The organism is Pseudonocardia sp. D17 (genome assembly GCF_036984265.1).
GTDB lineage: Bacteria > Actinomycetota > Actinomycetes > Mycobacteriales > Pseudonocardiaceae > Pseudonocardia > Pseudonocardia benzenivorans.
The window spans coordinates 179,187-193,305 of the sequence record NZ_BPRG01000234.1 but is presented as its reverse complement, the minus strand read 5'-3'; the positions used below and the strand labels follow the sequence as shown (position 1 = coordinate 193,305).

The following is a 14,119-nucleotide window of genomic DNA, read 5'->3' as shown; positions in this document are numbered from 1 at the left end:
CAGCTCAGGCGGTGCGGGAGCCGACCTCGTTCAGGTGGCCCGCCACCCAGCTGACGACCTCGCGGACGAACGCCGCCCGGTTGGCGACGTCGTGCACCTCGTGTCCCTCGTCGTCGAACAGCAGGTAGCCGTGCGGGACGCCGCGCTCGCGCAGCGCGGCGACGACCTGCTCGGGCTCGCTGATCGGGACGTTGGTGTCGTGGCGGCCGTGCACGACCAGCAGCGGCGCGGTGAGCCGGTCGATGCGGTGCAGTGGGGAGAGCCTGCGCAGCAGGTCGCGGTCGGTCCGCGGGTCGCCGTACTTCGTCGTCGCGGCCTCGGCGATCCACGGCTCCGTGCCCGCGTAGAACGTCTCCAGATCGGCCATCCCGCAGACGTCGACGCCCACCCGGAACAGCTCCGGGTAGCGGACCAGCGCGGCGAGGGTCAGGTAGCCGCCGTAGGAGCGGCCCGCGACGCCGATGCGGTCGCGGTCGGCGAGCCCCGATCCCGCGAGGAAGTCGACGGCGGCGCTGACGTCGGCGATGGCGGCGAAGCGGCGATGCAGGTCGTCGGCCCGGGAGAACGTGCGGCCGAAGCCCGCCGAGCCCCGGACGTTCGGCGCGAACACGGCCACACCCGCGGCCGCCAGCGCCTGGAACAGCGGCTGGAAGACCGGCCGCTCCTGCGCCTCCGGCCCGCCGTGCAGCCAGATCAGGGCGGGTGTCGCGCCGAGCGTGCCGCGCGGCCGGAAGAGCCAGCCGGTCAGCGTGAGGCCGTCCTCGGCGAGGAACTCGTGCAGCGTGGGGGAGACGAGCACGTCCGCGGGGTCGGTGTCGTCGTCGGGGTCGTCGGACTCCGGGGGCAGCACGGCGGGCGCCTCGGTGCCGGGCAGCCCGTCGACGATCGGCACCAGCGACAGCCGCGGTGCGACGGTCGGTCCCTCGCTCGCGAGCAGCAGGCCGGCGCCGTCGCGGGTGAACGCGGCGTCGGTGACGACGTCGCCCGCCGGGTCGGGCAGCGGTGAGATCAGGCCGCTGCGCAGGTCGAGCATCTCGGGCTCGCTGCGGCCGTCGACGTTCCAGACCAGCACCGCGCGGGCGCCCGCCGGGTCGAGCGCGACGAGGTCGAGGTCGTCGTGCGCGCGTTCGGCGACCGGTGAGGACATGCCGGGCGCGCCGGTGCCGAGCGGGACCGCGAGCAGCGCGGCGCGTTCGCGGCCGGCATCGGTGTGCAGGTAGAGCAGCCCGCCGCTGACGCCGAAGCGGGCGTCGGCGACCGTCGCGCCGCCGCCGGGGATGAGGTCGGTGCGCCTGCCGGTGCGCAGGTCGATCAGCTCGAGGTGGCGGTCGCCGCGGCGGCCGTGACGCACCACGACGCGGTGCCCGTCGCCCGACACCGCGCACACCATCGCGGCCGGTCCCGACGCCAGCACCGTCGACGTGCCGTCGCGCAGGTCGACCAGGCACGCCTGGCCCTCGCCCTGCCCGGAGCCGTAGATCGTGACACCCAGGTGCGAGCCGTTGGGCGACCACGAGCCGAGCACGACGGCCGTGGCCGCGGGGGCGATCTCCCGGCGGCGCCGGCCGTCGGGGGAGACGAGCAGGACGCGGGTGCGCTCGCCGCCGCCCGGCGCGAGCTGGCAGGCCAGCCAGCTGCCGTCCGGGGACCAGGCGACGCCGGTGACGTCGGCGTGCGGCAGGTCGGGGTCGTCGGGCTCGGTGGGTAGTGCGGCCCGGGGTTCGACGACGGATGCCGGTCCACTGCCCAGCTCGCCGACGTAGAGCCGGGGGCGGCCGTCGCGGTCGGAGATCCAGGCCAGCAGCCGGCCGTCCGGGCCCGGCCGGGGCGACCGGAACGAGGCCGCGGACACCACGTCGGCGACCGGGCCGGCGTCGGCGACGAGCCGCTCGCCCACCAGCCTTTCGCGACGACGGTCGGCAAGGGTCGGTTCCATCTACAACCCCCTCTCCTGCAGCCACATCTCCAACAACGCCACCTGCCACAACGCGTTGGACCCGAGGTTGGTCCGCGCGGTGTTGGGGTCCGCCAGCATCCGCTCCAGCCAGTCTGCCCGCACCAGACCCCGTGCCTTCGCCACCGGGTCGGTGACCGCGTCGCGCACACGCTCCAGGAACGGGCCCTCGAGGTGGCGGATCGCCGGCACCGGGAAGTATCCCTTCGGCCTGTCGATCACCGCGTCCGGGACCACCCCGCGGGCCGCCTCCTTGAGCACACCCTTGCCGCCGTGGGCGAGCTTGAGCTCCGGCGGGCAGGCCGCGGCCAGCTCGACGAACTCGTGGTCGAGGAACGGGACCCGGGCCTCCAGGCCCCAGGCCATCGTCATGTTGTCGACGCGCTTCACCGGGTCGTCGACGAGCATCACGGTGCTGTCCAGCCGCAACGCGGCGTCGAGGGTCTCGGCCGCGCCCTCACGGGCGAAGTGCGCGGCGACGAACTCGCGGCTCGGGTCGTGGTCGAGCAGCCACTCCGGTTCGAGGATCGACGCCAGGTCGGCGTGCGGCCGGTCGGTGAACACCCGCGCGTACTCGGTGACGGCCCGCTCTCGCGGCACCCCCGCCAGCGGCGGGTACCAGTTGTAGCCGGCGAGCACCTCGTCGGCGCCCTGCCCGGACTGCACCACGGTGACGGACTTCGCGACCTCCTCCGAGAGCAGGTGGAACGCCACGCAGTCGTGGCTGACCATCGGCTCGGCCATCGCCGCGATGGTGTGGTCGACCGCCGGCAGCATGCGCGCCGGGTCGACGAGGATCCGCTGGTGGTCGGTGCCGAACTCGGCGGCGACGACGTCGGAGTACCGGAACTCGTCGCCGGCCTCGCCGCCCGCCGCGTGGAAGCCGACGCTGAACGTCTTCAGACCGGTCTGGCCCTCCTGCGCGAGCAGCCCGACGATCAGCGACGAGTCGAGCCCGCCGGAGAGCAGCACCCCGACCGGCACGTCGGCGACCATCCGGCGGCGCACCGCGACCCGCAGCGACTCCAGCACCGCGTCGCGCCAGTCGGCCGCGCTCATCCCCGCGTCGGCGGGCCGCCGCTCGTGGCGCGGCGACCAGTACTCGTGGACGGTGGTCGTGCCGTCCGCCCGGATCGTGCGGACCGTGGCCGGCGGCAGCTTGCGGACCCCCGTGAGGATCGTCCGCGGCGCGGGGACGACCGAGTGGAACGTCATGTAGTGGTGCAGCGCGACCGGGTCGATCGAGGTGTCGACCTCCCCGCCCGCGAGCAGCGCGGGCAGCGACGACGCGAACCGCAGCCGGTCGGGCCGCTCGGCGAGGTAGAGCGGCTTGATCCCCAGCCGGTCGCGGCCCAGGACGACCGTGCCCGAGTCCCGCTCGTGCACGGCGAAGGCGAACATCCCGAGGAAGTGCTCGACGCAGCCGGTGCCCCAGCGGTGGTACGCCTTGATCAGCGTCTCGGTGTCGGAGTCGGAGAAGAACCGGTAGCCGTGCCCCTCCAGTTCGGCGCGCAGCTCACGGAAGTTGTAGATGCAGCCGTTGAACACCGCGGCCAGGCCCAGCTCCGGGTCGACCATCGGCTGCGCCCCGCGCTCCGACAGGTCGATGATCTTCAGCCGGCGGTGCCCCAGCGCGACCGGGCCCGCCGCGTGCACGCCGTGCCCGTCGGGGCCGCGCCTGTGCATCGCCTCGGTGATCCGTGCGACCGCCGCGACGTCGGCACCGAGGCCGTCGAACCGGATCTCGCCGGCGATGCCGCACATGCGCGTCCCTACTTCCGCTCGCTACTTCGGTGACCGGTCACTTCAGCACCCAGGTGTCCTTGGCGCCGCCGCCTCGCGACGAGTTGACGACGAGGCTGCCCGCCGGCGCAACCCGGGACAGCGCGGCCGGTGCGACGTCGACGCGCGTGCGGTCGCCGACACGCGACTGGAACGCGAAGGCGCGCAGGTCGACGGCCCGCGGATGCAGGGCGCCGCCGGAGAACGTCGGGTGCGTCGACAGCTGGACGAGGTCCTGCGCGACCCAGCCTTCCGGACGGGCCCGGATCGCGGCGGCCGCATCGGCCAGCTCGGCGCGGGTGGCGTCGGGCCCGATCAGGATGCCGTGCCCGCCGTACCCGTCGACCGGCTTGACGACGAGCTCGTGCAGCCGGTCCAGCACCTCGGCGCGCCGGTCGGGATCCGCGCACGGGTACGTCGGGACGTTGTCGAGCAGGGGCGCCTCGCCGAGGTAGTGCTCGATCATCGCCGGCACGTAGGAGTAGACGAGCTTGTCGTCGGCGACGCCGTTGCCGGGCGCGTTGAGCAGCTGGACGGTCCCCGCGGCCGCCGCCCGGCACAGCGCACGCCCGATCGGCCGCTCGTCGGCGCCCGTCGCGTCGAGCAGGTCCTGCTCGTCGAGACGCCGGTAGAGCGCCGCGAGCCGCCGGCGGCCGCCCGGCCCCACCAGGTACACGCCGTCGCGGGTGACCTGCAGGTCCCGCGGCGTCACGACGGGCACCTGCATCCGGTCGGCGAGCAGCGTGTGCTCGAACCAGGCCGGGTCGACCGGCCCGGCCGACAGCAGCGCGACCTCGTCGGCGCCCGCCGCGTCGTGGTCGGGGACCGCGGACAGCAACGCGGCCCGCAGCGCACGCGGCACGTCGTCGAGCCCGACGACGCCCGCCGGGGGCTCCAGGTCCGGCAGCACGCTGCGCACCAGCCGCCGGGAGATGATCGAGAACCCGATGCCCGACGGCACCCGCAGGTTGTCCTCCAGCACGAACCAGTGGTCGGCCCGATCGCGGACCAGGTCGATACCGGCGACGGTGACGCGCACGGCGTCGGCCGGCAGCGTTGCGCCGATCCTGCTGCGCCCCGGGGCTCCGTCGACCACCGTCGCAGGGACGATCCCCGCGTCGACGATCTCACGCGGGCCGTAGACGTCGCGCAGGAACAGCTCCAGCGCCCGGACCCGTTGCGCGAGACCGGCCGAGAGCATCGCCCAGTCCTCCGCGGAGATGATGCGGGGGACGAGGTCGAGCGGGAACAGCCGGTCGGGCTCGTCGCCGACGCGGAAGGTGACGCCGCGGGCATGCTGCTCGGTGCGCAGCGCCGACTCGGCCGCCGTCATGCCGCGCGGGCCCAGCCGGTCGAGCACACGGAACATGAACCCGTAGTGCGGCAGCACCTGCCCGCCCTCGCTGACCGCCTCGTCGAACGCCTCCGGCCGGTACCCGGCCAGCAGCTCCGGCGGGGGCGGCGCGACCGGCGTCGTGATCCCGGTCAGGGCACGGCCCTGGGTCGTCTCCAGCAGCGCGTCGACGACGTCGGTCAGCTCGCCGCGCAGGCCGAACGCGCGCCGCTGCCGCGCCGCCGCGCTGCCCCGGGCCAGCGTCTGCCGCGACAGCTCCAGCACCTGCTCCCAGTCACCCGCCGCCTCCAGGTGCGCGCGCAGCCCGTCGACGAGCATGCCGACCATCAGCGCGGGCGACATCAGCGCCGGACCGACGAGATCGACCAGGTCGCCCTCCAGGCCCGACCGCGCCGCGCGCCAGTTGGCCGAGCGCAGCAGCTCGTGGCGCGACGTCGGCAGCGGCGTGCCCGCGAGCGCGTCCTCCGAGGCCCGCCGCACCAGCGCCCGGAACAGCCCCGCGATCAGCACGACGTCGTCGACGTCGGGGCAGGCGTCGCACACCCGCAGCTCGACCGTGGGCAGGTGCGCGCTGGGCCGGATGTCGAAGTACACCATCCCGGGGTCGCTGATCGTCCCCGACGCGATCAGCTCGTCGACCATCCCGTCGTAGTCCGCGGCCGTCTCCACCGCGCCCGGCGGCCCTGCCGTCGGCCAGCGCGACCAGACCATCGAGCGGAAGCTCGCGTAGCCGGTGTCCTCGCCGCGCCAGTAGGGCGAGCTGGCCGAGATCGCGAGCAGCACCGGCAGGTACGGCGCGACGCGACGGACCACCTGAACGGCCATGTCGCGGTCCGGCACGTCGACGTGGACCTGCGCGCCGCAGATGTGCTGCTCGCGCACCAGCATTTGGTACTCGTGCTGCATCTTCTCGTAGCGCGCGCCCGCGGAGATGTCGGTGCCCGAGAGCTCGACGAGCGGCACCGTCCCGGCGGCGACGACCCCCAGCCCCAGCGGGTGGGCGACCTTCTCCAACGTGCCGCGCAGCCGCCGGACGTGCTCGCGCAGGTCGTCGAGCGTCCGGCAGGGCGGGGTGTTGGTCTCGACGAGCGAGCGCTGCAGCTCCGGCGCGAACTCGTCGCCGCCGAGCTTGGACAGCAGCGCGTCGACCTCCGGCGCCGCACGTCTGGTCTCCAGGTCGACGACGTGGAACTCCTCCTCGACGCCGATCTGCGGCAGGTCGCCCATCTGCCCGACCGTAGGGGCCCGCTGTTACGAACACTTGTCTGCGGCGTCACCTCCATCCGCTTGCGCGGGCCGTGATCCGCCGTTCGGCCGAACGCTCCGGACCGTGCGGCCGGGCGCTGCCGGACGTCACCGGCCGGAACCGGTGTCAGCCGGCCGCCGGGGTCCGCAGCTCCGCCAGCTCGGACAGCTCCCGGACGACGACGTCGGGCAGGCGGCCCAGGGTGTCGAAGGTGCGCCCGGACCGGTCGATCCAGGCGGTGCGCATACCCGCGCGCGCCGCGCCGACGATGTCGAAGGGGTTGCACGAGACCAGCCGGATCGACTCGACCGGCCGCCCGGTGACGGCGGCGGCATGCCGGTACACCGCGGGGTGCGGCTTGTAGACGCGCACGTCGTCGACGCTGATGACGTGCGAGAACCAGGGAGCCAGCCCGGCCGTCCGCAGGCAGGCCGCGAGCATGGTCGGGCTGCCGTTGGACAGCAGTACGCACTCGGTCCCGGCCGCCGCCAGCGCCGCGAGCCCGGCGGCCACGTCGGGGAAGGTGGGCAGCCGGTCGTACGCGGACACGAGCCCGGCCCGCACCTGCGGATCGAGGTCGAGGCCCCGGTCGAGCAGGGCGAAGTCGAGCGCCCGCCGGGTCAGCCCGGCGAAGTCCTCGTAGTCGTCCATGATCGTGACCCGGAAGGCGTAGTCGAGCTGCGCACCCCGCCACACCGCCGCGACGTCGGCCGCCACACGGAGAACAGCGCGCCCTCGGTGGCGACCGGGATCAGCAGCGTGGTGCCGGCGGTGAGCTGTTTGACGTCGAGGTTGCCGCCGGTCTCGCGGGGCGGGATGGTGCGCAGCCCCTCGGCGGCGATCCGCGGGTCGGCCGGCACCGCGCTGTCGGCCAGCGGCGCCATGACGGCACCACCGCGCCCGAGCAGCTCGGCCTCCCGGGCCGCCTGGCGCACGCGCAGCTCGGTCGACGGCGCCACCGTGCCAGCGGTTGTGTCCGGTCCCCGGCTCCTCGGCGAGGCACTTCGTCAGGTCGACGGAGACGTGATGCGTGGCGCCGGCCATGGGCGGTGCCGAACCTTTCGACGGACGTCGGATGATCGAGAACGTACGAAGCCGGAACCGACGTGTCAATAGTTGCCGACATGTCGTCCCATCGGACGCGCGGCCGGTCAGCCCAGCGCGATGGCCGCCGTTGCATGATCATCCAGGGTGGCCCGCTCGGAGCGGCTGACCGAACGCCGTGGGTAGCCGGCACGCCCGTACCCGCCGTGCTCGTCACGATTCCGCCGCGTCACGTCCACGGCCGCGCGGTGCGCCTGCACCACTCGTCTCCGCGCGTGCGTGCGCGCCGGCCGCGACCGGGAAGCCCCGTCGCGGCGTCGACGGGTGTCAGGCCGGCCAGGGCACGTCGGGGAAGGGAGAGCGCGCGGTCGCCGTCGCCAGGTCCAGTTCGCCGCGCGCGACCGCAGCGTGCAGGGCCGCGACCTCGGCCAGCTCGTCCCGCTGCGTCGTGACCTCGGCCCGGTCCATCGGGTCGCCGTGGCCGGGGACGAACGTCGACACGTCGAGGGCGAGCAGCGCGGACACCGTGGCGGGCCAGTCCGCGACGACGGCGTCCCCGAGGTCGGGCGGCGCCCCCTGCTCGACGAGGTCACCCGCGAACACGACGTCCCCGGCCACCGCGACGACGTCATGGTCGGTGTGACCGCGACCGGGGTGCCGCAGCCCGACGGTGCGCCCGCCGAGGTCGACGTCGAGCACCGGGTCGACCGTCCCGCCGGGTAGCGGCGGATCCGTCGCGGCGAGGGCGTCGGCGGTGGCGTGGTCGCCTCGGTCGCGGTAGTGCCGGGTCCACTCGGCGCGCTGGGCGTCGGCCGTCGCGACGATCGTTGCGCGGCAACGAGGATGGGCGTGGACGGGGCCCGCGGGGAAGGCGCCGGTGCCGAAGCAGTGGTCGAAGTGCGCGTGGGTGATCACGATGATCAGCGGGAGCTTCGTGATGGTGCGGACCGCCGCGCGCAGTCGGGCGCCCTGCTCACGGTCGCCCGCGGTGTCGACGACCAGCGCCCGCTCCGCCCCGACGACCAGCCCCGTCGTGAGGTCCAGCTCGTCGTGGCGGCGGGCGAACAACCCGTCGCCGACCTCGAGCCATCTGTCCGCCACGCGAGCAGTCTGACGGGTGCGAGGGTGGCGGCAGGCTCCCGACGCGGGTTGATCGCCGAGTGCGGGACCTGGGCGCCAGGTGGTGCGCTCATGTCCCGAGGTCGGCGATCATCCGGGAGGGCGGGGCCGGGTGCCCGTTGATCGCCGAACGTGGGACATGGACGCAGGTTGGCGGCTGGTGGCGGGCCCGGCCGGTTCGAGGTGCGAGTCGCCGCGCTCTGCCCGGATCACAGCCCTGACCGTGATCACCAGATGCGGGACATGGGCGCAATCTGACGCGCTCATGTCCCCGGCTCGGTGATCACAGCCGCGGGGGCGCGCTGGCGGGGTGGGGCATGGTGGTGGCGGGTCTGGCCGGTTCGAGGTGCGAGTCGCTGCGTTCCGGTCGGATCAGAGGGCGAGGCCTGCCCTCGGGGTTGATCGCCAGATGCGAGACCTGCGCGCAAGGAGACGCGCTCATGTCCCGAAATCGACGATCACGGGCGGGGTGGCGCGGCCCGTGCCCGGCGCGCGGGGGTCTCCCCGGGTCGGGACCCGGCCCGGGGCGGGCATCGGTCCGCCGGTGGCAGACGTCGGAGAAGGCGGGGTCGCGGCTCCGGCCGGCGATCGGCGGTCGAAGCCGCCGCGGGCGCGTCGCGGAGGGCGGCGGAGGAGCGTCTCGGCGCCGTCCGGTGCAGGAGGGTGATCGCCGTTGTCGGGACATGGGCGCATGCCCCGACGCCCATGTCCCGCTTTCGATGATCACCCCGGGGGGTCAGCCGACGGGAGCTCCTGACCCGGCCGGGGCGGTCGAACCCGCCGGCCCGGAACCTACGGGCCCGGCGGCTGCCGGATCGGACACCGCAAGCCCCGAACCCACAGGCGTGGACCCCGCGGGCGCGGACCCCGCGGATGCGGAACCCGCGGGCGGCGAACCCGCCGGCGCGGAACCTACGGGCGCGGAACCTACGGGCGCGGAACCTACGGGCGCGGAACCGGTGGGCGCGGAACCCGCGGGCGGCGAACCCGCCGGCGCGGAACCTACGGGCGCGGAACCTACGGGCGCGGAACCGGTGGGCGCGGAACCTGCGGGCGCGGAACCGGTGGGCGCGGAACCCGCGGGCGCGGAACCCGCGGGAGCGGAGCCGGCCGGCGCGGAGTCGGCAGGGGCCGACGCTGTGCCCCCACCGGTCGTGCCCGGGAGCGCGGTCGGCGGGACGGTCGTGGGCGGAGCGGTCGTGGGCGGGGCAGTCGTCGGCGGGGCGACGCCGGCACCGCTGCCCGGCACGCAGGCGCCGGCGGCCGGGCCGTCGTTCTCCGCGGGGGCGGCCGCGGCCGTGCCCCCCGTCGTCGCCACGCCACCGGGCGCGGCATGTGGAGGCTGCGTCGTCGCGGGCGGGTCGGCCACGGCCTCCGGGCCACCCGTGTCCTCATCGGACGCATCCGCGGGGTCATTGCCGGGCGTCGGTCGCGTCCCGCCGCTCCAGTCGGACAGTACCCGCAGCTTGTCCCAGGGGATGTCCTTCAGCCCGACGAAGTCGCCGGACAGCCCGGCGTCCTCGTACGCGGTGGAGCCGGGTGCGTACTCGGCGATGAACGCCATCCGCGCGCCGCCGTTGTCGCCGACGTAGGCGCCGTAGGTCTGCAGCGCCTTGGCGATGGCGGCCTCGCCCTTGCCGATGCCCGGGATCGCGTCGACGTCGACGCTCGGGTCGAGCTGGACGCGGGCGCCCTCGGGAATCGGGGCGGAGGAGCCATCCATGTTGGACCCGTCGGTCTTGGTCGCCGGGTAGCGGACCTCCTTGGGCTTCACGATGTTCGTCGAGAAGAACAGGGCGTGCGGGATGTCGTGGTCGGCGATCTCCTGCGCCCGGACCACGGCGGCGTAGCGGGCGATGCCGGCGCCGGTGGAGCTGCCGTTGGTCTCGCGGCCGTCCCCGTCGAGGGGGGTCGCCGCACCCCAGGAGGCCTTGAGGCCGTTGCCCGACTTCTTCGTCACCCACAGGTTGACCACGGTGTTGGTCGAGGCGTCGGCGATGGCGACGTGGCCGTCGGAGCCGGGCGGGATCGGCAGGTCGGGCGGGACGGGGACGGTGATGCCCGCGAGGGGGTCGGGGCCCCAGTCCTTCTCCGAGAGCGGGACGGCGGATCGCGGGGCGTCGGCGGGAATGTCCTCGGGGTCGACGAGGGTGACGCCGAACTCGCCGGTGTTGAGGATGTGGTCGCCACCGGCGAGCGCGCCGGCCATCTTGGCGGACTGCGGGTCGAGCTTCGGCTCGGCGGGGATCGGGTCCCAGAGCCAGTCGGCCTTCTGGAAGTAGGGGCGGGTGACCTGCGCGCCGCCCGGGCAGGCCGCGACACCCGGCGCGGTGGCGGTGCCGGCGCCCGCGGACACGCCGCCTCCGTCCTCGGCGCAGGGCACCGCCGCGGTGCCCGCGGAGACGACGGGGGCCGAGCAGGACGCCCGGGCCACGTCGGTGGCGGCCGCGGGCATCAGCCCGGCGGTGACGAGCGCCGCGGCGGCGAGTGCGGTGAGCGGGATGGTGGTCCGGGCACGGTGGGGCGCTGCGGTGCGCCGGTGCCCGGGGGATATGGTGCGCATGGCGAAGACCCCTTTGTGACCGGAGGGGAGTGCGTCCCGGTTGGCGCCGGGACCGTCGTCGACGCCGGGGGTGCGACCCCGGCGACGAGTGCGATGAGGGTGGCGGGGCGGTTCTTGGCGGAACCGCCCCGTCGTCGTCTCGAACCGTCCTGCGGACCTCCTGAGGGGGTCGTCGGCTGGTGGCGTTGATCGGGACCGTAGCCCGACAGGCGGTGCTGCGGTCACGAATTGCAGTCACACCACTCACATTGGTCTCAACAACCCCACCACCGGGTGACCATCCGGCCGAGTCGACGGGGCCGAACGAGTACTCGCAGTGTTCGAGCGGACGTCGTGATCAACGCTAGGCTCGCGCCATGAGTCCCGTGGACGAGATCCTCTCGCAGATTCCGTTGCGCGACCTCGCGGCCCAGCTGGGGACCGACGAGGCCACGGCCGAGCAGGCCGCCCGGCAGGCGCTGCCCGCGCTCCTCGGCGGCATGCAGGCCAACACCGACGACCCGGGTGGCGCCTCCTCGTTCGCCCGGGCGGTCGACCAGCACAGCAGCTCGCTGATCGACGGCGGGGTGAACCTCGACGAGGTCGACACCGACGACGGGCGCAAGATCGTGAGCCACGTGTTCGGCGCGAACCAGGACCAGGTGGTCAACCAGCTCTCGCTGGGCGGTGCCGGAGGCAGCGGGCTGATCGGCAAGCTGCTGCCGCTGCTGGCGCCGATCGTCATGTCCTACCTGGCCAAGAAGCTGGGCGGCGGCACGGCCGCGGGCGGCGGGGGAGGGCTCGGCGACCTGCTCGGCGGACTCCTCGGCGGTGGGGGCGGCCAGGCGAGCGGTGGCGGGCTCGGTGGGGGTCTCGGCGACCTGCTCGGTGGTCTGCTCGGCGGCGGCACCCGCCAGTAGCGCGGTCGCCGCGGCGGGGAACGTCCACCCGGCCGCCTGAACGGACCATCGCCGCTCACAGCTGCCGTCCACACCGGACCGTCGGCGCCGCGCCGAACCGGCGCGGCGCCGGACGCTCGGCTCAGACGGCGACGAACATCGGGCGGCCGCGGTCGTCGAGCTCGGAGCCGAGCACCTCGGCCGCACCACACGCCCAGCGTTGCGCCGACCACGCGGCGGCCAGCGCGTCGAGGACGTCGTCGAGCCGGGCGCCCGACGGCAGGTCGGCGAGTGCCACGGCCGGGTCGAGCCACCGGGCCAGCGCCGCGATGCGTTGGCCCGCGCCGCGCGCGGTCTTCTTCGACGCGAACCCGACGTCGGGCGCGAGCGTGCGCAGGGAGAGCTCGGGGTGCACCTCGACGACGTGTCCGGGCCGGTCCGGGAGCGCGTCCCAGTCGAGGATGCGCGGTGCGATGTGGAAGGTCTGCAGGCTGATCGCCTTACCGGTGAGGGCGCGGGCGCGCGCGCAGGCCGCCGGATGGTCGGGCGCGGTGAGCACCGCGCGCGGCGGCGCCGGGAAGACCGACGAGCGGGCCTTCCCGAGCCGGCGGGCGGTGAGGTCGTCGCACTCGCGGCGCCCGGCGGTCGCGTGCACCCCCAGCGGGATGTCGACGCCCACCGCCGCGCACCCGGCGGTCACCGCGAGCACCCCGGCCGCGTCGGGAACGACGTCCCAGCGCACCGCACCTGGGCGCACCCGGGCGACCACCCACCCCGCGGGTGCCCCGTCGACACCGGCGACCTCCTCCATGCGGCAGGATTCTCCCGTGCGCGTGTATCTCGGATCTGACCATGCCGGTTTCGAGCTCAAGGCCGTGCTGGTCGAGCACCTGTCGGACGCCGGCCACGAGGTGGTCGACGTCGGGGCACTGGCCTACGACGCCCAGGACGACTATCCGGCGTTCTGTCTGGAGACGGCGCGCCGGGTCGTCGCGGACGAGGGCTCGCTGGGGGTCGTGCTCGGTGGCTCCGGCAACGGCGAGCAGATCTCGGCCAACAAGGTGCCCGGCTGCCGTGCGGCGCTGGCCTGGAACGTCGAGACGGCGACGCTGGCGCGCGAGCACAACGACGCGCACGTCGTCGGCATCGGCGCGCGGATGCACTCCGAGGAGGAGGCGAAGGCGATCGTCGACGCGTTCGTCGGCACGCCGTTCTCCGGCGAGCCGCGCCACCAGCGCCGGATCGACATCCTGGCCGAGTTCGAGAAGTCGCACGACTACCCGCCGCTGCCGGGCGCCTGACCGGTGCCCGAGGGCCACACGCTGCACCGGTTGGCGCGGCGGCACGGCCGACTGTTCGGGCGTGCCCCGGTGCGGGTGAGCAGCCCGCAGGGGCGGTTCGAGCAGGCGGCCGCGCTGCTCGACGGTGCGGTCCTCACCCGCGCCGACGCGCACGGCAAGCACCTGTTCCACCGCTACGGCCGTGACCGGGTCGTGCACGTGCACCTCGGCCTCTACGGCACGTTCGACGAGACGGAGCTGCCCGAGCCGGGCGGGGCGCCGCCGGAGCCGCGGGGCCAGGTGCGGATGCGCATCGTCGGCGCGACCCACGTCGCCGATCTGCGCGGCCCGACGGCGTGCGAGCTGATCACCGACGGCGAGGTGCGCGCGCTGCGCGCCCGGCTCGGTCCGGATCCGCTGCGCCGCGACGCCGACCCCGATCTCGCCTGGGAACGGATCCGGCGCTCGTCGTCGCCGCTGGCGACGCTGCTGATGGACCAGAAGGTCGTCGCGGGTGTCGGCAACGTCTATCGCGCCGAACTGCTGTTCCGGCACGGGATCGACCCGCAGCTGCCGGGGCGGGCCCTGCCGCGCGGGACCTGGGACGCGATGTGGGCCGATCTCGTCGTGCTCATGCGCGACGGGGTGCGCCGCGGCCGGATCGACACCGTCGCGCCCGAGCACGATCCGCGCCGCCGCGGCGAGCCCGGACGCAAGGACCGGCACGGCGGCGAGGTCTACGTCTATCGACGTCTGGGCATGCCGTGCCTGGTCTGCGGGACACCCGTGCTGCACGCCGAGCACGCCGCGCGCAACCTCTTCTGGTGCCCGACGTGCCAGCCGGCCGCGGGCGTCGCCTGACGTCGCAGGACGGTCGCGGGGCCCGGACATGCGTCGAC

11 protein-coding genes are annotated in these 14,119 nt (G+C 74.7%); 3 read left to right on the top strand and 8 right to left on the bottom strand.

Going from position 1 to position 14,119, the window contains the following annotated elements; all coding sequences use genetic code 11:
- Positions 1 to 4: 4 nt before the first annotated feature.
- The 7 genes from PSD17_RS32670 to PSD17_RS32640 all read right to left on the bottom strand — a co-directional run bounded on the left by PSD17_RS32670 (position 5) and on the right by PSD17_RS32640 (position 11,062).
- The gene (locus PSD17_RS32670; protein ID WP_339126107.1) at positions 5 to 1,936 is read right to left on the bottom strand and encodes a S9 family peptidase; all 1,932 of its coding nucleotides are present in this window, start codon (positions 1,934 to 1,936) and stop codon (positions 5 to 7) included.
- Entirely contained in the window at positions 1,937 to 3,718 is a 1,782-nt protein-coding gene (locus tag PSD17_RS32665) for an N-acetylglutaminylglutamine amidotransferase (protein ID WP_339126106.1), read from the bottom strand.
- Between the two features lie 37 nt (positions 3,719 to 3,755).
- A complete protein-coding gene (locus PSD17_RS32660; protein ID WP_339126105.1) occupies positions 3,756 to 6,317 on the bottom strand; it encodes a carboxylate--amine ligase/circularly permuted type 2 ATP-grasp protein in 2,562 nt (853 codons plus the stop codon).
- Positions 6,318 to 6,462: 145 nt separating this feature from the next.
- The gene (locus PSD17_RS32655) at positions 6,463 to 7,053 is read right to left on the bottom strand and encodes a haloacid dehalogenase type II (RefSeq protein ID WP_013674069.1); all 591 of its coding nucleotides are present in this window, start codon (positions 7,051 to 7,053) and stop codon (positions 6,463 to 6,465) included.
- Positions 6,957 to 7,295 (bottom strand): acetamidase/formamidase family protein, encoded by a 339-nt coding sequence (locus tag PSD17_RS32650; RefSeq protein ID WP_339126104.1) that lies wholly within the window; start codon positions 7,293 to 7,295, stop codon positions 6,957 to 6,959. Before PSD17_RS32650 ends, PSD17_RS32655 begins: the two co-directional genes overlap by 97 nt.
- A gap of 412 nt (positions 7,296 to 7,707) precedes the next feature.
- On the bottom strand, positions 7,708 to 8,481 hold the full coding sequence (locus PSD17_RS32645) for an MBL fold metallo-hydrolase (RefSeq protein WP_339126103.1): 774 nt from the start codon (positions 8,479 to 8,481) through the stop codon (positions 7,708 to 7,710).
- 754 nt (positions 8,482 to 9,235) lie between these two features.
- The gene (locus tag PSD17_RS32640) at positions 9,236 to 11,062 is read right to left on the bottom strand and encodes a hypothetical protein (protein ID WP_339126102.1); all 1,827 of its coding nucleotides are present in this window, start codon (positions 11,060 to 11,062) and stop codon (positions 9,236 to 9,238) included.
- A 356-nt stretch (positions 11,063 to 11,418) separates the two neighbouring features.
- Here PSD17_RS32640 and PSD17_RS32635 point away from each other — a divergent pair, with 356 nt between their 5' ends.
- Positions 11,419 to 11,961, top strand: coding sequence for a DUF937 domain-containing protein (locus tag PSD17_RS32635; protein ID WP_013674072.1), 543 nt, complete (start codon positions 11,419 to 11,421; stop codon positions 11,959 to 11,961).
- A 121-nt stretch (positions 11,962 to 12,082) separates the two neighbouring features.
- On the opposite strand, the gene PSD17_RS32630 is transcribed toward PSD17_RS32635, so the two are convergent.
- Positions 12,083 to 12,751, bottom strand: coding sequence for a DUF429 domain-containing protein (locus PSD17_RS32630; protein ID WP_013674073.1), 669 nt, complete (start codon positions 12,749 to 12,751; stop codon positions 12,083 to 12,085).
- 16 nt (positions 12,752 to 12,767) lie between these two features.
- Between PSD17_RS32630 and PSD17_RS32625 the strand changes: the two genes are divergently transcribed.
- Entirely contained in the window at positions 12,768 to 13,241 is a 474-nt protein-coding gene (locus PSD17_RS32625; protein WP_013674074.1) for a ribose-5-phosphate isomerase, read from the top strand.
- A 3-nt stretch (positions 13,242 to 13,244) separates the two neighbouring features.
- Positions 13,245 to 14,081 (top strand): Fpg/Nei family DNA glycosylase, encoded by an 837-nt coding sequence (locus PSD17_RS32620; protein WP_339126101.1) that lies wholly within the window; start codon positions 13,245 to 13,247, stop codon positions 14,079 to 14,081.
- Positions 14,082 to 14,119: the final 38 nt, after the last annotated feature.